This is a genomic window from Clostridium bowmanii, from assembly GCF_018861315.1.
In the GTDB taxonomy this organism is placed as follows: domain Bacteria; phylum Bacillota; class Clostridia; order Clostridiales; family Clostridiaceae; genus Clostridium_AD; species Clostridium_AD bowmanii.
Genome location: NZ_JAHLDL010000004.1, coordinates 12,478 through 31,740, shown reverse-complemented (window position 1 = coordinate 31,740; position 19,263 = coordinate 12,478). Strand labels below are relative to the sequence as shown.

Sequence of the window (19,263 nt, the reverse complement as noted above, 5' to 3'; positions counted from 1 at the left end):
AAAGCAGAAAATAAATTGTTTTTCTGCTTTTAATATTTAATTCTCCTAGTAGGGGTCCTAGAGAGCACATTCAAATAAATAACAAGTCATTAAGTTTTTCTATCTAATGTGCCTTATTAATATTATACTTTTAATTTCATAAAATTAAAACTGTAATATAATACAATAATTTATGTGATTTTTAATATATTCTACTAAATCAATTTATTACCACCCGCCAGAGGATCCTCCTCCACTTGACGAGCCTCCTCCAAAGCCTCCAGATCCGCCACCCGAACCGCCTCCAAACCCACCACCATTTCTTCCACCTCGTCTACCTATTGAGCTCCAAAATAGCACTGTAATAATAAATCTAGTTACTCTTCCTCTATTAAGAATAAAGTCAAGAAAGATTAATAGGATTAAACCTATTAATAAAAATCCATTACCTTTTTTTGGTGCACTTGAATTTCGAACATTTTCATTGTATTTTGGAACATTAATATTCTTATCTAATTTCACCTTATATTCTTTAGCTATACTATCGGAAATGATTGAATACGCTGCCCTAAGTCCCTGACCGTATTGATTCTGTTTAAACTTTGGGACTGCAAAATCATTCATAACACTTGCAGAATATATATCCGTAATAGCGCCTTCAAGGCCCGTACCTACTTCTACTCTCCATCTTTTTTCTTGCATTGACAATAGAATTAATAACCCATTGTTTTTATCCTTTTGCCCTATACCCCAGTTTCTAAAAAGGCCATTAGCATACGATTCTATAGATTCACCTTGTAGCGAAGCTATGACCACAACAGTAGCCTGCGCTCCAGTTTTATTTTCTAGTTCCTTACCTACTGACAAGATATATTGTGCAGATTCATTATCAATCACTTTAACATAATCATTAACATATTTTAACTCTGTAGCCACAGGAAATTTAGGCTCTGCATTCACAAACGTCATAGCTAATATTCCACTTAATAAAAATGTACTTATCATAGTCAACATAAGATTTCTAATTTTAATCTTATGTCTTGTATCTATAATCCAATGAATTTTGTAATTATTTTTCAATGATTTTACTAAATAGTTTTTCATAATTTAACTCCTATTTGCTAAAGTCAACCTTTGGTAATTCTTTAGCAGATTCACTAGCTTTATAATATGCTTTTTCTTGGAATCTGAAAATACCTGCTATAATACTGCCAGGGAATTTTTTAATGGTAGTGTTAAAGTTATCAACACTTTTATTATAATCCAGCCTCGCTATACCTATTCTATTTTCTGTACCTTCTAGAGCAACAGTTAAATCCCTAAAATTCTGACTAGATTTCAAATCCGGATACTTTTCTACAACTACTAAAAGCCTTGAAAGTGCACTGCCAAGTTCGCTATCCGCTTGTGCTTTGTCCCCTACCGTTTGGGCTCCTCCTAGTTTAGCCCTTGCTTCGGCTATTTTTATAAAAATATCTTTTTCTTGAGATGCATAACCCTTCACTGTTTCTACCAAATTTGGAATTAACTCTGACCTTCTCTGCAATTGAGTATCTATGTTTCCTTCCGCTACCTTTACCTTTTGTTCTAAACTCACCATCTTATTATATCCTCCAATAATAGGCATGGTTATTACCAGAATTACTGCTACAACAATTGCAATGGTTCTTAACGTTTTAGTCATCTCATTACCACCTTTCTATTTTATGGAATATATATTGATTAATTATTTAGCACATTTAACTATGTCAAAAAAATTCATTATACAATAAGTTATGAATTTTAATTGTATACTATACTAATTTGCTATTTTTTCTTATTAATTATGTATTATAAGATAAATATATTTTTAATATATTTCATATGCAGGCTTTTATTTTTATAGGAAGCATAATAGCAAAAAATATAAAAAGTGATTACAAAAATCATAATCACTTTTGAAAATACCAATATTACAATGCTTTTCTTTTAATAATATTAAAAGTTCTTTTAATATATTCTTCCGTTTTGTAATTTCCCAATGTAATATTCATTCTCATTAAAAGAGAATTTAAATTTAAAATTTCTCCGAAACTTATGTCTTTTAATTCTTGAAAGATTAATAGTGTCTTTTGATTTTTCTTATAGTCTTCTATTACCAGAGTTTCTCCTTGCTGCGTTATGTCTAAATAATGAGCATTTTTAATAGAAGCTTTTTCTTTATGAATAAAATGCTTATTATTTAAATTTTTTACTATTACATGAACCGTAGAAGGTGACCAAAAGCTAATTTCACTTAATTCACTTGAAGTAATGCCTGGGAATGCAGCAATTATCCATAAAGCTCTAATTTGAGGATAGGTGACATTAAACTCCTTAAGTGGTTCTCTGTGAGTATCATTAACAGTTAATATGAATGTTCTTAAAAGATTATACACACTAATTGTTTTTTTTATAATACTAATTGTATTTATATCAAAATCCTTAAAATCAACTTTTAAATTCATTTCATTAATCTTCTCGATATAGTCAAAAATAAAATTTTTCTCTTCTTTTATTATAATTCCAGTAAAAATAGCAATAATAAAATCTAATTCACTATGTGAAAATAAACCTATTAAGTCAATAAGATAGAATTTTTTATTCTTGTCTTGTTTATTTATATAGATTAACCAGTTACCCATTTGTGTTAATTGAAATTTATATACCTTTTTATTAATAGTTTCTTCGTTATATATCAATTTTTTATTCATTAAAATTTTAATCATATTACTAACTGTAGGCGAAGTCCAGCATCCTATCCTAGCAATGTTGCTAAGTGAAGTCCCCGGATAAACTTTTATAATCCAAAGGACCCTAAGTTGTGGCAGTGTTATTCCTGAAGTTTCAACCATCCTCGAATAATTAGATTCAATTTTCAAAAAAGCATATCTTGCTAAATTATATAGCGAATATACATTAAATAAATACTCATCTTGTTCCATAAAATATCCCCTTACATATCTTTAAATATTAATTAACGTTTGTGTGAATTATTATTTTTACTATCCCTCTATCCTGCAATAGATTGTACCAATAATATTATATCAAATCAACAAAAGGATTTTACCTTATTAAAAAGCAAAAATTCTAAATTGTTTTTCTCCTTGAAATGTGATATTATTAAATATATTATGTAGTATCAAATATTATATATAATCTATCTTGCTTTTACTTTTCAGAAAAATAATCAAAGTCAATGGGTTTAAAATAAAATAATATTAAGAATAATATATTTTTCAAGTAAAATAATACTTGAAAAATTTATTTAATTTTCAATATTCGAATACTAATTAAATAGAGGAGTGAAAATATGTTCGTACCAAAACTGGTTACCTGTATGAAAGACTATTCAAAAGATCAATTTATTAAAGATTTTATTGCTGGAATTATTGTTGCAATTATTGCTTTACCTTTAGCTATAGCACTTGCCATAGCTTCAGGCGTCTCTCCTGAAAAAGGAATTTATACAGCCATTGTTGGCGGCTTTATAGTCTCTTTACTGGGAGGAAGTCGAGTTCAAATCGGAGGTCCCACTGGAGCCTTTGTAGTTATTGTATTTGGTATTGTTGAAAAATTTGGCATTGATGGCCTAATTGTATCTACAATAATGGCAGGTATCTTTCTTATAATAATGGGCCTTCTAAAATTTGGTGGTATGCTAAAGTTCATTCCATATCCTATCACAACTGGATTTACAAGTGGTATCGCTATTATTATTTTTTCCACACAAATTAAAGACTTCTTTGGGCTAAACATGAAAGTCGTACCTTCAGCCTTCATTCCTAAATGGGCTGCTTATTTTAATAGTTTTAGCACTTTAAATTTACAAAGTATGGGTGTCGGTATTGTTTCACTCTTAATAATCGTATTTTGGCCTAAAATAAATAAAAGAATTCCAGGAACACTTATTGCAATAGTATTCACCACCGTAATAACTCTCCTATTTAATTTAAATATAGAAACAATTGGAAGTCGTTTTGGAGATATTTCAAGCGCGTTGCCTACCATTTCTCTTCCTCATACTTCTTTTGCTATGATAAAACAGCTAATGCTCCCAGCCCTAACAATTGCAATTTTAGGTTCAATTGAATCGCTTTTATCTGCAGTAGTAGCTGATGGTATGATTGGTGGTTCACATCGTTCTAACATGGAACTTGTGGCTCAAGGTATGGCTAATATTTGTTCTGGTCTTGTGGGTGGTATTCCGGTAACTGGTGCCATAGCAAGAACTGCAGCTAATGTAAAAAACGGTGGTAGAACTCCTATTGCTGGTATAGTTCATGCATTAGCTCTATTGGTAATACTTTTAGTATGCATGCCTTATGTAAAGCTTGTACCTATGTCATCTTTAGCTGCTGTACTAATTATAGTATCTTACAATATGGGCGAATGGGAGTCTTTTCAAAAAATATTTAAAGCTCCTAAAAGTGATGCCTTAGTATTACTGGTAACTTTTTCACTCACAATTTTCTTTGATCTTGTAATTGCAATTGGAGTAGGCCTACTTCTTGCCTCATTGTTATTCATGAAAAGAATGGCTGATGTTTCTGATGTTCGGTATATTCTTGATGAACATGAGGATTTAGACCAGATTGAGCTTATTGACAGCATAAAAACTCCAGAAAATGTATCACTATATGAAATTAATGGTCCTTTCTTTTTCGGTGCAGCAGACAAATTTATGCATGCAATTAAAGAAATAGGTATTCCTACTAAAATCTTAATTGTAAAAATGTCCAATGTTCCCGCTATGGATGCTACAGGATACCATGCGTTAGAAATGCTTTATGGTATTTGTAAAAAACACCGAACTCAATTAATAATATTAAATCTTCAAGAACAGCCTACTACAGTTCTTTGTAACTATGGATTTATAGATAAATTAGGCGAAGCAAACATATGTAGTAACCTTGATGAAGCTATTGAAAGAGCTAATATCTTACTTGAAAAGCCAAATGCAGTAGTAAAGGCATAAAGCTCTGCAAAATAGTAAAAGTACATTGGCATATAAAGCTAGTGTGCTTTTACTATTTAAACCCAATATTTTCTATTCAAAAGACACTTATGTCTGGTGTATTTTAAGTCTTTTTATCAACTAATATAAATAAAATAATAATTTTTGTTTTGGTAATACAATATTCTATAATAATGTATTATAATATTAAGTGTAGCCTTTATATTCAATGAGCTACACCAATAGAATTATTAAAGTTATAAAGGAGAGTCAAAATGATATTTTCTAGTGATACACCCATTGATACTATAGAAGAAGATTTAAGATATCTTAAGTTATTGGCTAGCAAGTATCCTACGATTCCTGATGCTTGTACTGAAATTATAAATCTGCAAGCTATATTAAATCTACCTAAAGGAACTGAACATTTTCTTACAGATATTCATGGTGAATATGAATCCTTTAATCATGTTCTTAGAAATGCCTCTGGAGTAATCAAAAGGAAGATTAACGATATTTTTGGTAATTCTCTTAGAGAAACAGAAAAGAAAGAACTAGCCACCATTATATATTATCCTGAGCAAAAGCTAGACCTAGCGCTTAGGGAAGAGGATGATATAGACGATTGGTACAAAATTACCCTTCATAAACTTATTAAAATTTGTCGGACTATTTCCTCTAAATATACTAGATCTAAAGTAAGAAAAGCACTCCCTGCAGATTTTTCTTACATTATTGAAGAATTACTTCACGAACAACAAAATACTTTTAATAAGCAGGAGTATTACAATGGAATTATTCAAACTATAATAAAAATTGGGAGAGCTAAAGAGTTTATAATTGCTATTGCAAACCTAATTCAAAGACTTACTATAGATAGACTTCATATTTTAGGTGATATTTATGATAGAGGACCTGGAGCACATATAATCTTAGACACTCTTATGCACTACCATTCAATCGATATACAGTGGGGCAATCACGATATACTTTGGATGGGTGCTGCCGCGGGCTCTGAAAGCTCTATGGCTAATGTTCTTCGTATTTCAACTAGATATGCAAACTTAGATACTATAGAGGAAGGTTATGGCATTAACCTATTACCCCTTGCAACCTTTGCTTTAGATTTCTATAGTGATGACCCCTGTAACTCTTTTAAGCCTAAAGTTTTGTCTGAAAATAATTATAGAGAAAACGACCTAAATTTAATGGCTCAGATGCATAAAGCCATTTCTATAATTCAATTTAAACTTGAAGGCGCAATAATAAAAAGGCGCCCTAATTATGAAATGCAAAACAGATTACTTCTCCATAAAATAAATTATGAAAAGGGTACCATAGATATTAGTGGAAAAGAATACACACTAAACGATATTAATTTTCCAACTATAGATCCTAATGACCCTTATAAATTAACACAGGAGGAAATAGAACTTATTGACAAACTTAAGTCTTCTTTCTTAAATAGTGAAAAGCTTCAAAAACATGTGCGTTTTTTATACTCTAAAGGCAGTATGTACTTAAAATATAACTCGAATTTACTTTATCATGGTTGTATTGCACTAAATGCAGATGGTAGTTTTAAAAAAATGAAAATAGATAATATTACTTATAGTGGAAAATCCTATATAGATCGAACTGAACGATTAGCAAGAGAAGCCTACTTTGGCAAAGCCAATTCAGACTCTAAGCTTTATGCCCTGGACTCTATATGGTATTTGTGGTGCGGCTCAAATTCTCCATTATTTGGTAAAGATAAAATGACTACCTTTGAAAGGTATTTTATAAATGACAAAATCACTCATAAAGAGATTAAGAATCCTTACTATAAATATAGAGATGATGAAACAATATGCAATAATGTATTAGCTGAATTCGAATTAAACCCCAATGACTCACACATTATAAATGGGCATGTTCCTGTAAAGACTAAACAAGGCGAGAGCCCTATAAAAGCTAATGGTAAACTTTTAGTTATTGATGGTGGTTTTTCAAAGGCCTATCAACCAGAAACAGGCATAGCAGGATATACTCTTATTTATAATTCCTATGGACTACTTTTAGCCTCCCATGCCCCTTTTGAATCTACTCAGAAGGCTATTGATGAAGGTGTGGACATACTTTCTTCCACTATAGTTTTAGAAAAATCTACAAACCGTATCCGTGTAACGGATACAGATGTAGGCCTAGATATTATGGAGCAAATTAAAGATTTAGAGCTGCTTCTTACCGCATATAGGAAAGGACTTATTAAAGAGCAGAGGGTAACCTTATAATATTAGTCATTAACTAATCTACCATCTGTAGTTAAATATGGTAAATAAAATCAGTTAGGAATATTAACATTCCTAACTGATTTTATTTACCATGTATTTAATTTATTCAGAAAGTGTTAAATTTATTTTTACTGTCTTGCTATTTCTAACTAATTCTATTTTAACAACATCTCCAGATTTATGTGTACCTTTAATCTTATTTAGTTCGTCCACAGTTTTAATCTTTTTGCCATCAAATTTCACTATAATATCCCCAGATGTTATACCTGACTTTTCTGCAGCACTAAACTCTTTAATTTGTGAAACATATACTCCTACTGGCATATTGTATTGCTTAGAAATATCTGCTGTAATGTCTCTGCAAGAAATTCCTATACTGAGAATTGGTTTAATTAACGCATCCATTTTAGGATTTACTGTATTAATTGGTATTGCAAAACCCAATCCCTCTACTCCTTCTACACTTATTTTGGCAGTGTTTATTCCTACAACTTCACCCTTAGAATTCACAAGTGGGCCACCACTATTACCTGGATTAATAGCTGCATCCGTTTGAATAAATTTCAAATCTTTATTTTCAATGCTTACTTGCCTATTAACTGCACTAACAATTCCTGTAGTAACAGATCCTATTAATTCTTTTCCTAGAGGATTTCCAATTGCAACTACCGTTTCTCCAACTTCAAGTGTATCTGAATCTCCAAACGAAGCCACACCTGGCACTACAGTATTATCAGCTAATTTAATTACAGCTACATCAGCTTCAGCATCATAATTGATTACTTTTGCAGAAACTTCCTTTCCATCACTAAGCATAACTTTAATAGTTTGCGCTCCACTTATAACATGGTAATTCGTTAAAATATATCCATCTTTGTTAAATATCATTCCAGTGCCCACACCTTCCTGCTGTGCATCCTGTCCTCTAACCGCAGTACTTACACTAGTGCTACTTGTAGAAATTGCAACTACCGCTGGACTTACCTTTTTCACAATTTCAGGTGTAGTTAAAGTTTTTGTACTATTAGTAGTTATAAGCTTTGCTTTTGAATTGCTAGAAACCGATGTAGCAGTTGTTCTAGCTGCATTCGGTGTACTTGTAGCACTTGTATTTTTCATCATATTCATTGTAACAACAGCTGATCCTGCACCTGCGAGGGTAGAACATATTGCCCCTACTAGTATATAGGACATTATTCTCTTTCTCATACCACCTTCATTTTTTTTCACCTTTTTATCATTTATTTCTGTGTAATTAGAATTTTCTAATTGGATAGGTAAAGTTCTACTTTCTTCTTCGGAAAGCTCATTATTAGATACATTTTCGGTGAAATCTTCTTTAGATCCTTCATTTATGTTTACTTGTGAATCATTTATATTATCATCACAATTTTCGTTTTCACTAGGAATTATATTATCATTTGCTTCATCATTATGCATAGTTTCATTTATTCGATTCACTTCATCTGGTTCATTCACTTCATTTGATTCATCATTATTCTTATTTTCATTCATACTATTTTCCTCCTTGTACTTTCGTAATTATATAGCATTTAGATACTATTATTTAAAAGAATTTTATTATACCGAATTTCTATACATATTATTGAATTCAAACTTTTATTTTACCTTTAAGTATATATTAAGGCTTCTATGTTACAGTTTTATGTCAACTTTATTAACAAACCTTTAATAAATTATGTTAATAATAAAAACAAAGGAGCCATAATATAAAAATATGGCTCCTTTGTTTTAAATAACCTTATTTCGCAGCATATAGCTCAACTATTTTAATTATTACCCCCACCGCACTTTCCATAGCAAATGTAGGTATGAATTCATATTTACCATGAAAATTATGTCCACCTGTAAATATATTTGGTGTTGGAAGTCCCATAAAGGAAAGCCTTGAACCATCTGTACCACCTCTAATTGGAACCATTATAGGGTCTATTCCTACTTCCTTCATAGCCAAGAATGCCGTATCTACTATATGTTTAACTGGCTCTATTTTTTCTTTCATATTGTAATATTGATCCTTAACTTCTATATCAACTGTTCCCTTGCCATATTTATCATTTAATACATCTACTATATTTTTCATGAATATTTTTCTATTTTCAAATCCTTCACTAGCAAAATCCCTTATAATATATTGAAGCTTTGTTTCTTCAACATCCCCATTAAGAGCGATCAAATGATAGAACCCTTCATAGCCTTCAGTAGTAGCTGGTGTTTCATTTGGTGGTAATGAACTCATAAATTCATTTGCTATAAGTGTAGAGTGAATCATCTTCCCTTTTGCTGAACCTGGATGAACATTTCTGCCATGAATAGATATTTTTGCTGATGCGGCATTAAAATTCTCAGACTCTAATTCCCCAATAGTTCCACCATCCATAGTGTATGCAAAATCTGCGCCAAATTTTTTTACATCAAAAATATCTGCACCACGTCCCACTTCTTCGTCTGGTGTAAATCCAATACTAATTGGACCATGTGAAAACTTAGGGTTTTCAAATAAATACTCTACTGCAGACATTATTTCTGAAATTCCAGCTTTATCGTCAGCTCCTAGCAGTGTAGTACCATCAGTAGTTATAAGAGTTTTCCCTATGTAATTCTTTAATTCTGGGAAGTCCTTTGGAGATAATACTATGTTATTTTCACTATTTAATATTATATCTCCTCCATCATAATTTTCTACAAATTTAGGTTTAACATCTTTTCCAGACATATCTGGAGCAGTATCTATATGTGCTATGAATCCTATAGTTGGTATAACTTTTTCTACATTAGATGGAATTGTTGCCATTACATATCCATTATCATCTACACTTACCTCTTGTACACCCATTTCTTTTAATTCTTTAACTAATTCCTTTGCAAGTTTCATTTGACCCTCTGTACTTGGAACAGTAGATGATTCCTCATCAGATTTACTATCGTAACTTACATATTTTAAAAATTTTTCTACAACTTTTGACATATGACCATCTCCTTATTTTAATATAAGCACATAAAACATAAAAAGAATTAAATATAATAGCCTATTATAATGTGTGTAAATAATTCAATTTATTGTATACCATTACATTATATTATACTACATTGATACCAAGTTTTAAACAGTCATAATGATTTCTATTCATAGAAATAGTTAATAAATCTTGTGAAAATCATCATTTTTTCTTTAAGAAATTATCAATTAATTTTTCAGCCATTCTCTTTTGCATATTAGCTTTATTAATAAGTAACAATACCAATAATATTACTTCTATTAATTCTCCATCCACTTTTCCCATTTCTTTAATTCTATCTTTTATAAATGATCTATCTGTATCAATATCACATGCAAAATTTTGGTTTTGTATTTCTTTTATATCTATAAAATTGTTGTATAAATCTTCTAATGAAAGACTTATATCTTTTGCATCCTTTACATCGATAATGGAATCAAATACTGTATTAATATCACTAAGTGATATAGTTTGCTTTAAATTATATATAAGCATAAGTAGTATCATATGCTCATTAGTATATTTCTTATTTTTTGCTGGCATCAATACTTTACCTTTGGTATAGTTATTTATCATAGTCTTTGTAAGAATTTTATCGTCTTCGTTTCTCTTAAGACTTCCAAGTTTTTCATTAAAAAAAGTTGTAACTTGATCCATATATAAATCTACGCAAGGTATTTCCATTAAAGTAACATCTTTTGTTCCTATAATCTCTTCTATTAAATTATTTAAGCTTTCCTTGTTGTAATCCATTTATTTTACCTCTCCTTCATTATATAGCATTAATTACACGTAATGTAAATATATATATAAGCTAGTCCTTAAAACTATGTATAGGACTTTTATTACTGGATACTATATTTGTTTCGCAGATATCACATGAGTTTTACACTAGGTATTCATATTACTACCTTTAGATGCTAGATTATATTCTTTTGAGGGGTGAGAGATTTGTTATCAAAGTTCAGAGAACCTATAAGTAGCCTTACACATTTAGTGGGTGCCATTTTATCCGCAATAGGTTTAATCCTGCTAATTAAGTATTCCTTAAACACAACAAATCCATACAACGCTGTTATTCTTGCAGTGTTCGGAATAAGTGCAATATTACTTTACTGTGCAAGTTCAATTTATCATAAGTCTACATCATCAAAAAAAGTTATAAAAGTACTTAGAAGAGTATATCATTCTATGATATACGTTTTAATTGCAGGAACTTACACCCCTATATGCTTAATAGCATTAAAAGGAACATTGGGTACAATTCTTTTCCTAGCTATTTGGTTTCTAGCTCTTGTGGGAATCATTTTGAAAATAGTTTGGTTTGATGCCCCTAGATGGTTATATACCGGCTTTTATATATTAATGGGTTGGATTTCCGTTGTTGCCATTGTACCAATAATAAAAGCTATATCCTTAGGTGGCTTTATATGTCTACTAGTAGGTGGACTTTTTTATACTGTAGGTGGTGTTAAATATGCCACTAAATGGCCTAAAATAAATTTAAAGCTTTTTGGATTTCACGAAATATTTCATATTTTTATTATGCTATGAAGTCTTTGTCATTACATTCTTATGTTTAAATACATAATCTACATTAACTAGATTTGTATTGTATAATATTAAATGGTAAAATTATAATTAATAATTCCATTGAAAGGGTGATATTAATTATGATAAACTTATTAAAAGGCCTAACTTTTGAAGCATATTTAGAAAAATCAAAACTTGAACATGGTGACATACAACTTATAGCTTATAATTCTACTAATCTTTCTTCAAGCACTAAAGATTCTCTTAAGAAATTAACTTCTGTTATTAATGTAGCAATTTTTTCTGAAGGTTACTGTCCTGATTGCATCGTTACTTTACCCTTTATAAAGAGAATGGCAGAAGAAAACAAAAACATAAACTTATTCTGTTTTCCCAAAAGTGGCTATGAAAATTTTTTAGAGGAATACACTGGTCAATCTAGAATCCCAACTATTATAACTTTTGATTCGGAAATGAATCCAAAGGGAGCCTATATAGAGTTTCCAAAAAAATTATTAGAGATGATGACTTCACTAAAAATAGAAGAAAAGAAAGATTTAGTTAATGATTATAGACAAGGAAAATATAATCACCTTATTGAAGATGAACTTTTAAATATTATTCTATAATTCTCATAAAAATCAAAGGCCCTTTAATATTTACAAAATATTAGAGGACTTTTATTTTTCAACTATTAATTTTCGCATGAAAAGCTACAACTATTTATTTTCCATTTAAAAATTCACAATAAGGTGCTATAGGACACATATTACAATTAGGTTTCCTAGCTTTACATATTTTTCTACCATGCCATATAATATAATGATGAGCATCACTCCACATTTTTATAGGAATATTCTTCATAAGCTCCTGCTCTACCTCTTCCACGTTTTTCCCTGATGCAAGCCCTATTCTTTTTGAAACTCTAAAAACGTGAGTATCTACAGCAATAGCTGGAATGCCAAAAGCATTAGATAGTACCACATTAGCAGTTTTTCTACCTACTCCTGGAAGCTCTATCAATTCTTCCATTGTTCTTGGAACCTCACCCTTATGTTTTTCTAATATAAGTTTTGTAGCTCCTAAAATATTTTTACTTTTATTGTTATAAAATCCACAACTTTTAATTTTTTCTCCGAGTTCCATTTGTGATAAATTAATCATATCCTCCGGTGTATTATATTCCTTATACAGATCTTTTGTAACAATATTTACTCTCTCATCTGTGCATTGTGCTGATAATATAGTTGAAACCAAAAGCTCATAATGGTTTGTAAAATCAAGTCCACATTTTGCACCTTTATATGTTTCATTAAGAATTTCAAGCACAGCTTTAATTGATTTTTTATTCATATAAATCACCTACTTTTTATGAATCAAACTATTTCTATATTATTATTTTATCATACTATATACCAAAATAATCTAATACCACACTAATTAATAAAATACGCCGCTTACCCTATGGGCAAACAGCGTATAGTGTTCAAATATTATTTAGTGCCAATTCCTTTATCACGTAATTTTTGTAGCATATCAGTAGTCATTTTTTCCAAATCATATTCAGCAGCAAAACCCCACTCATTTTTGGCACAAGTTGAATCAATAAAATTTGGCCATGAATTAGCTATATCTTGTCTTATTGGATCTACGTCATAATCCATAATAAATCCTGGTATATGTTTTTTTATTTCAGCAGCTATTTCTTCTGGTTCAAAACTCATTGCTGCAATATTAAATGCATTTCTGTGTATTAATTTTGATCCATCAGCTTCCATTAACTTAATTATTGCATTTATTGCATCTGGCATATACATCATATCCATTTTTGTTCCTTTTGCAATGAATGAAGTGTATTTACCTGACTTTAATGCTTCGTAATATATATCAACAGCATAGTCAGTTGTTCCTCCTCCTGGAAGAACTTCATATGAAATTAACCCTGGGAAACGCACTCCTCTTGTATCAACACCAAATTTTTTATGATAATAATTGCATAACAACTCACCTGCAACTTTATTTACACCGTACATAGTAGTTGGTCTTTGAATTGTATCCTGTGGAGTATTATCTTTAGGTGTAGATGGTCCAAAAGCACCTATAGAGCTTGGTGTAAAGAACTTGCAATTAAGTTCTCTTGCAACTTCTAATGCATTTACAAGTCCACCCATGTTTATATTCCAAGCCAGTAAAGGTTTTGCCTCCGCTGTAGCTGATAACAGTGCTGCTAAATGAACTAGTGTATCTATTTCGTATTTTTTAGCTATTCCAAGCATTGCACTATGATCTGTCACATCTAGTATTTCAAAAGGTCCTGTGGTAACTACAGGGCTGCTCTCTAGCTTTCTTAAATCCGTAGCAATTACATTGTCATTACCATATATTTCTCTCATTTTCATTACCAATTCTGAACCTATTTGTCCTAAGGCTCCTGTTACTAATATTTTTTTCATTATGTTCCCTCCATATTCAACTAAATAATATATATGTGTAACCGTTTAATATTATATGGCACAACACCTATTAACTAGGAGCTATGCCTATACTTTATATATTATTTTATTATGTTCATTTCCTTACCAACTTTTGCATAAATAGTTAGTGCTTTATCTAACATTTCTTTTGTATGTGCTGCAGTAGGCATATTTCTTACTCTTCCAGTACCTTTTCTAACAGTTGGGAATACTATTGATTTTGCATAAACTCCCTCTTCGAAAAGCTTCTTACTAAATTCTTGAGTTTTAACTTCATCTCCTATTATACATGGAGTAATTGGAGTTTCACTGTTTCCAATATCAAAACCAAGTTCTTTTAAACCCTTCTTTAAGTAATTTGCATTTTCCCATAATTTATCATTTAGCTCAGTGCTTTCTGTAAGAATATTAATTGCTTCAATAGAAGCACCTGCAGCTCCTGGAGTTAATGATGTAGAGAATAGGAATGGTCTAGCGCGAACCATAAGCCAATCAATAAGATCTCTTGTTCCAGCTACGTATCCGCCTACAGCACCAATAGCCTTTGATAGTGTTCCAATTTGGAAGTCTATCTTGTCTGACAAACCAAAGTGATGAACAGTACCAGTACCTTTTCCAAGCACTCCTGAACCATGAGCATCATCTACATATGTTATTAAGTCAAACTCCTCTGCTATCTTAACGATTTCAGGAAGTTTAGCAATATCACCATCCATAGAGAATACACCATCAGTAATAACCATGATTTTTTCATATAATCCTGATTCTACTGCTTCTTTTGCTTTATTTCTTAAATCTACCATATCAGAATGTTCTACTCTTATAATTTTAGCACCAGATAATCTACATCCATCTATTATTGATGCATGATTTAATGAATCTGAAAGAATAGCATCTTTTTTATTCATTACTGCTGAAATTGCTCCCATATTGCAATTGAACCCTGACTGGAATGCAATAGCCGCCTGCGTATGTTTAAATTTAGCAAGTTTTTGTTCTAATTCAGTATGAATCTCTAAAGTACCATTTATAGTTCTAACAGCGCCTGCACCTGCACCATATTTCTTAGTTGCATCAATTGTTGCTTGGATCATTCTAGGATCAGTAGCAAGCCCTAAATAGTTATTTGAAGATAAGTTTATTAATTCTTTATCTCCAACTTCAATAACAGGTCCATTTGCACCTTTTAGCACATTTATTACATTATATAAACCTTTACTTTTTAAATCTTCTAAATTTTCTTTTAAGAATTTGCCTAATACTTTACTTCCCATTGTAAAACGCCTCCAACCTCTTATTTTGTGTGTCCTTATAAAAATCTATAAGAATTTCATATTTAATCACAAGTCTATTATATATCTTTTAGTTCAAAATACCAAACTAAATCATTAAATTATCCTTCAAATGCATTATTTATTTTATTTTTTTCAAATTAATGAATGTTTACCATCATTTGTAATGATGATAATAATATCATTTATAATATATACGATACATTTATAAAACAAGATTTCAGTTTTTAAACATAATTTCTTATTTTCAAGTGCTTTATTTTTTTACTTATTCTCATTATTACCTATTTGGAATTAGCATATACTCCTCTATACTGCGCAGGAAGAAGTATAGCTATCCTCGACATTATTTCATTCATAACCCTATCTTGATATCGATTTTTATCTTCATCTTCATTTTTACTTGGAAGAATAATCGGATCACCTATGCTAATATTTATATCTGCGTAATTAAATTTTTCAGAAGCCATTCCTTTATCATTGATTGGCAATAATTTTTCTGTGCCCCAAATGCCCATTGGAATAATTGTTGCCTTTGATAACTTAGCCATTAATAGAATACCCTTTTTACCCTCTGCCATTTTCCCATTTCTACTCCTAGTACCCTCTGGAAATATAAATATGTTATTACCTTGTTTTAGAGTATTAACTATTTTAGATATAGCTTCCTTGTCTGCGGAATTAGGTTTTATATTTATAGTCTTAGCCAAATGAAACCCAAGTTTAGTGAGCTTATTATCTGTTAGTTTTATACCTGCAACAAAAGTTACATTATTATCCTTTAATAGTCTGTTCATAATTAAACCATCAGCATTACTTAAATGATTACATATAAAAATTATAGGAGCCTTCGCACCCGCAATTTTCTCCATTCCATAAGTTTTTATATTTGCGTATTTATTCATATATGTATCCAGCATTTTTTTTGCTATAAAAGATACCACTTTATCTGGTAAAATGTCTATTATTCTTAATAACATTGGAGAAATCATCAAAATTCCACCTTTCATAAAAAAGTATTTATATATTTATTATAATTTGAAAAACTTTAAAAGTCTATAATAATAATCCCTTATATATGGTGATGCATCCTTCTCTATAGTTTCAATTTTACTTTTATCTATATTTATTGCATTAATAATAGCATTCCGCTTAAGTATACTCTTACCTCTCCACCCAGCAGAAGTCATTTTGTACTTATCTTTAAATAGTTTATTATCCATATTTATTAGTGCTTCAAGATCTATGTTTCTCATGTGTTCATATGGCTTAAACTCACTAATTTTACTAAGCTCAATCCCTTTATTGTATGGGCAGATGCTCTGACAAGTATCACAACCAAATAACCTACCATTTAATTTTTCAAACCAGTGATCTTCTAGACTTTTTTTCTGAGTTATGTAAGATAAACAAATATTTGGATTATTATTCATTCCTGATTTCCCTTTAACTATAGAATTTGTAGGGCATGCTTGTAAGCATATATGGCAATTACCACATTTTTGAAGGAGTGGTTTATCTGGTTGGATAATTAAATCTGTTATAATTTCTCCTAGGAAAACATAAGATCCGTATTTTTCAGTTATCAATGCATTATTTTTACCTATAAATCCTACTCCACTATTGCAGGCAATATATCTCTCCGGCAGCGCATTACTATCCACAAAACATAAAGCTTTGCAACCCATAGCCTCAATAAATTTACAAATTTTATTCATATATTCAGTTAAAACTACGTGATAATCTCTTCCCAATGTATATTTAGAAAAATGCGTTTTTTCATTAAAATCCAAGCTATATAAATATGGAAAGGCAATAGAAATTATAGTTTTCCCTTCTGGCATATATAAAAATGGATTTAATCTATTATCTATATTCTGCTGCTCAAACTCATTTTCAAGACCAAGCTTTTTTCTTCTCTCAAAATAAGGATTTAGCTCATGAAAAATCTTACATTCGCTAAATCCTATTGTATCTAAACCATTTTTTTTACAAAACTCAATTATTTCTTCCTTTTTACCCATATCGTCATCCTTTTTATATTATCATATCATTGTATATTTTTCTTGTTTTACCAACATAATCTTTAATCTCTATTATAGGGACAGCTTTGCCAAAAATCACTCTAGCAGGTATCCCCACAGCAGTTGCCTTAGCTAATACATCTTTTAAAACTACAGCATTGGCACCAATTTTACTTCCAGTTCCAATTTTGATTGGCCCCAAAATCTTTGCACCAGCACCTACCACCACATCATCACCTAAAGTAGGATGCCTTTTCCCTTTATCTTTTCCTGTTCCACCTAGTGTAACTCCTTGATACAAGGTCACATTGTCTCCTATTTCCGTAGTTTCTCCGATTACTACTCCCATTCCATGGTCTATAAATAATCCTTTTCCTATTATAGCCCCAGGATGAATTTCTATTCCAGTAAAAAATCTAGCTATTTGAGATAGTGCTCTAGATATGAAATATATTTTATGCTTGTATAGTAAATGAGCTACTCTATATAATATTATAGCATGTGTAGAAGGATATAATAATATTACTTCCACCCAATTCTTAGCTGCTGGGTCCTTTTCTAATACATTTTTAATCTCATATTTTAACATTTTAAGCATACAATCATTCACTCCTATAGAATTATATTGCGAATTTAGTCATAAATACCCATTGAAATATACTTTTCCCCACCATCAGGTGCAATAGTAACTACTTTTTTACCTTTACCTAACTTTTTAGCAATTTTTATAGCTGCTGCAATATTAGCCCCTGTTGAAATTCCTACTAATACACCCTCTTCACTAGCCATTAGTTTTGCCATTTCAAAAGACTCTTCATCAGATATTTTTATTATTTCATCAACTACACTTGCATCATAAATATCTGGGGTAAACCCTGCCCCTATTCCTTGTATTTTATGCGGTCCAGGTTCGCCTCCCGATAATACAGGCGAGTTTTCTGGTTCAACCGCAACTACTTTAATGTCTTTTTTAATTTCTTTTAGTCTTCTGCCTACACCAGTTATTGTTCCTCCAGTTCCTACTCCGGTTACAAAAACATCTAAATCTTCAATGTCTTCCATGATTTCTTCTGCAGTAGTAGCATAATGTTTTTCTGGATTTGCTAAATTAGTAAATTGCTGTGGCATAAAAAATGTAGGACTTTCATCTGCTATTTCTTTTGCCTTGTTAATAGCACCCTTCATCCCTTTTGTACCATCTGTAAGCACAAGTCGTGCGCCATAAGCCTTGATTAAATTCCTTCTTTCAACACTCATGGTATCTGGCATAACAATAATTACATCATATCCTTTGATTCTTCCAATCATAGCCAAAGCTATTCCCATATTTCCACTTGTTGGTTCCACTATAGTAAAGCCTTCTTTTAAAAGTTCTAATTTTTCAGCTTTTTCTATCATACCTAGGGCTGCCCTATCTTTTATGCTCCCAGCTGGATTATATTTTTCTAGTTTCACATAAATGTCAGCCATGTCACCCACCACTAATTTGTTTAATTTTAAAACCGGTGTTGCTCCTATCATATTTAAAACATTGTTATACATCATAATAATATCCCTCCAAATTTAAAACAATTGACTTAACTTCAAACACTATTTATATTCCTATATTTCTATATTTCTATATTTATACAATTTTCCAAAATAAAAAAAACTGTTTTATATTGTAAGTGCATTGCTAAAATATTTTTAA

Annotated in this window: 17 protein-coding genes; 4 read left to right on the top strand and 13 right to left on the bottom strand. The window is 30.7% G+C overall.

The genetic code is table 11. The features are described 5' to 3' along the window. Positions 1-207 precede the first annotated feature (207 nt). From KPL51_RS03660 to KPL51_RS03650, 3 genes are all read right to left on the bottom strand, one after another. Complete coding sequence (locus KPL51_RS03660) at positions 208-1,083, bottom strand: TPM domain-containing protein (RefSeq protein ID WP_224853697.1); 876 nt, start codon at positions 1,081-1,083, stop codon at positions 208-210. Positions 1,084-1,093: 10 nt separating this feature from the next. Then, on the bottom strand, positions 1,094-1,663 hold the full coding sequence (locus KPL51_RS03655; RefSeq protein ID WP_216157521.1) for a LemA family protein: 570 nt from the start codon (positions 1,661-1,663) through the stop codon (positions 1,094-1,096). Positions 1,664-1,931: 268 nt separating this feature from the next. Next, complete coding sequence (locus KPL51_RS03650; RefSeq protein WP_216157519.1) at positions 1,932-2,942, bottom strand: MarR family transcriptional regulator; 1,011 nt, start codon at positions 2,940-2,942, stop codon at positions 1,932-1,934. 368 nt (positions 2,943-3,310) lie between these two features. On the opposite strand from KPL51_RS03650, the gene KPL51_RS03645 reads away from it, so the two are divergent. Then, positions 3,311-4,975 carry a SulP family inorganic anion transporter gene (locus KPL51_RS03645; protein ID WP_216157516.1) on the top strand — a complete coding sequence of 555 codons (1,665 nt, stop codon included), beginning with the start codon at positions 3,311-3,313 and terminating at the stop codon, positions 4,973-4,975. Positions 4,976-5,229: 254 nt separating this feature from the next. Next, a complete protein-coding gene (locus tag KPL51_RS03640) occupies positions 5,230-7,230 on the top strand; it encodes a fructose-1,6-bisphosphatase (RefSeq protein ID WP_216157512.1) in 2,001 nt (666 codons plus the stop codon). A gap of 102 nt (positions 7,231-7,332) precedes the next feature. Here the strand turns inward: KPL51_RS03640 and KPL51_RS03635 are convergent, their stop codons facing one another. From KPL51_RS03635 to KPL51_RS03625, 3 genes are all read right to left on the bottom strand, one after another. Then, on the bottom strand, positions 7,333-8,745 hold the full coding sequence (locus tag KPL51_RS03635) for a S1C family serine protease (protein ID WP_224853693.1): 1,413 nt from the start codon (positions 8,743-8,745) through the stop codon (positions 7,333-7,335). A gap of 247 nt (positions 8,746-8,992) precedes the next feature. Next, positions 8,993-10,219 carry a peptidase T gene (gene pepT, locus KPL51_RS03630; protein ID WP_216157509.1) on the bottom strand — a complete coding sequence of 409 codons (1,227 nt, stop codon included), beginning with the start codon at positions 10,217-10,219 and terminating at the stop codon, positions 8,993-8,995. Positions 10,220-10,412: 193 nt separating this feature from the next. After that, the gene (locus KPL51_RS03625) at positions 10,413-11,003 is read right to left on the bottom strand and encodes a DUF1836 domain-containing protein (RefSeq protein WP_216157507.1); all 591 of its coding nucleotides are present in this window, start codon (positions 11,001-11,003) and stop codon (positions 10,413-10,415) included. Between the two features lie 198 nt (positions 11,004-11,201). On the opposite strand from KPL51_RS03625, the gene trhA reads away from it, so the two are divergent. Continuing rightward, positions 11,202-11,804 carry a PAQR family membrane homeostasis protein TrhA gene (trhA, locus tag KPL51_RS03620; RefSeq protein ID WP_216157504.1) on the top strand — a complete coding sequence of 201 codons (603 nt, stop codon included), beginning with the start codon at positions 11,202-11,204 and terminating at the stop codon, positions 11,802-11,804. A gap of 119 nt (positions 11,805-11,923) precedes the next feature. Next, entirely contained in the window at positions 11,924-12,412 is a 489-nt protein-coding gene (locus KPL51_RS03615; RefSeq protein ID WP_216157501.1) for a thioredoxin family protein, read from the top strand. Between the two features lie 94 nt (positions 12,413-12,506). On the opposite strand, the gene nth is transcribed toward KPL51_RS03615, so the two are convergent. The 7 genes from nth to cysK form a co-directional block, all read right to left on the bottom strand. Next, on the bottom strand, positions 12,507-13,136 hold the full coding sequence (gene nth, locus KPL51_RS03610) for an endonuclease III (protein WP_216157498.1): 630 nt from the start codon (positions 13,134-13,136) through the stop codon (positions 12,507-12,509). 140 nt (positions 13,137-13,276) lie between these two features. Continuing rightward, complete coding sequence (locus KPL51_RS03605; protein WP_216157493.1) at positions 13,277-14,236, bottom strand: L-threonine 3-dehydrogenase; 960 nt, start codon at positions 14,234-14,236, stop codon at positions 13,277-13,279. A gap of 101 nt (positions 14,237-14,337) precedes the next feature. Then, a complete protein-coding gene (locus KPL51_RS03600; RefSeq protein WP_216157490.1) occupies positions 14,338-15,531 on the bottom strand; it encodes a glycine C-acetyltransferase in 1,194 nt (397 codons plus the stop codon). A gap of 302 nt (positions 15,532-15,833) precedes the next feature. Then, positions 15,834-16,541, bottom strand: a complete 708-nt coding sequence (locus tag KPL51_RS03595) for a lysophospholipid acyltransferase family protein (protein ID WP_216157487.1) — start codon at positions 16,539-16,541, stop codon at positions 15,834-15,836. A 39-nt stretch (positions 16,542-16,580) separates the two neighbouring features. Continuing rightward, positions 16,581-17,573, bottom strand: a complete 993-nt coding sequence (queG, locus tag KPL51_RS03590; protein WP_216157484.1) for a tRNA epoxyqueuosine(34) reductase QueG — start codon at positions 17,571-17,573, stop codon at positions 16,581-16,583. Positions 17,574-17,586: 13 nt separating this feature from the next. Then, complete coding sequence (gene epsC / locus KPL51_RS03585) at positions 17,587-18,171, bottom strand: serine O-acetyltransferase EpsC (RefSeq protein ID WP_216157481.1); 585 nt, start codon at positions 18,169-18,171, stop codon at positions 17,587-17,589. Between the two features lie 35 nt (positions 18,172-18,206). Then, positions 18,207-19,118, bottom strand: a complete 912-nt coding sequence (gene cysK, locus KPL51_RS03580; protein ID WP_216157477.1) for a cysteine synthase A — start codon at positions 19,116-19,118, stop codon at positions 18,207-18,209. Positions 19,119-19,263: the final 145 nt, after the last annotated feature.

Bases quoted from the DNA above. Each gene is read 5' to 3' on its own strand.
- KPL51_RS03645 (WP_216157516.1), top strand. From the start codon at position 3,311: ATGTTCGTACCAAAACTGGTTACCTGTATGAAAGACTATTCAAAAGAT.
- KPL51_RS03635 (WP_224853693.1), bottom strand. From the start codon at position 8,745: ATGAATGAAAATAAGAATAATGATGAATCAAATGAAGTGAATGAACCA.
- pepT (WP_216157509.1), bottom strand. From the start codon at position 10,219: ATGTCAAAAGTTGTAGAAAAATTTTTAAAATATGTAAGTTACGATAGT.
- KPL51_RS03655 (WP_216157521.1), bottom strand. From the start codon at position 1,663: ATGACTAAAACGTTAAGAACCATTGCAATTGTTGTAGCAGTAATTCTG.
- cysK (WP_216157477.1), bottom strand. From the start codon at position 19,118: ATGATGTATAACAATGTTTTAAATATGATAGGAGCAACACCGGTTTTA.
- KPL51_RS03625 (WP_216157507.1), bottom strand. From the start codon at position 11,003: ATGGATTACAACAAGGAAAGCTTAAATAATTTAATAGAAGAGATTATA.
- nth (WP_216157498.1), bottom strand. From the start codon at position 13,136: ATGAATAAAAAATCAATTAAAGCTGTGCTTGAAATTCTTAATGAAACA.
- KPL51_RS03640 (WP_216157512.1), top strand. From the start codon at position 5,230: ATGATATTTTCTAGTGATACACCCATTGATACTATAGAAGAAGATTTA.
- epsC (WP_216157481.1), bottom strand. From the start codon at position 18,171: ATGCTTAAAATGTTAAAATATGAGATTAAAAATGTATTAGAAAAGGAC.
- KPL51_RS03605 (WP_216157493.1), bottom strand. From the start codon at position 14,236: ATGAAAAAAATATTAGTAACAGGAGCCTTAGGACAAATAGGTTCAGAA.
- KPL51_RS03660 (WP_224853697.1), bottom strand. From the start codon at position 1,083: ATGAAAAACTATTTAGTAAAATCATTGAAAAATAATTACAAAATTCAT.
- KPL51_RS03595 (WP_216157487.1), bottom strand. From the start codon at position 16,541: ATGATTTCTCCAATGTTATTAAGAATAATAGACATTTTACCAGATAAA.
- KPL51_RS03615 (WP_216157501.1), top strand. From the start codon at position 11,924: ATGATAAACTTATTAAAAGGCCTAACTTTTGAAGCATATTTAGAAAAA.
- KPL51_RS03650 (WP_216157519.1), bottom strand. From the start codon at position 2,942: ATGGAACAAGATGAGTATTTATTTAATGTATATTCGCTATATAATTTA.
- queG (WP_216157484.1), bottom strand. From the start codon at position 17,573: ATGGGTAAAAAGGAAGAAATAATTGAGTTTTGTAAAAAAAATGGTTTA.
- KPL51_RS03600 (WP_216157490.1), bottom strand. From the start codon at position 15,531: ATGGGAAGTAAAGTATTAGGCAAATTCTTAAAAGAAAATTTAGAAGAT.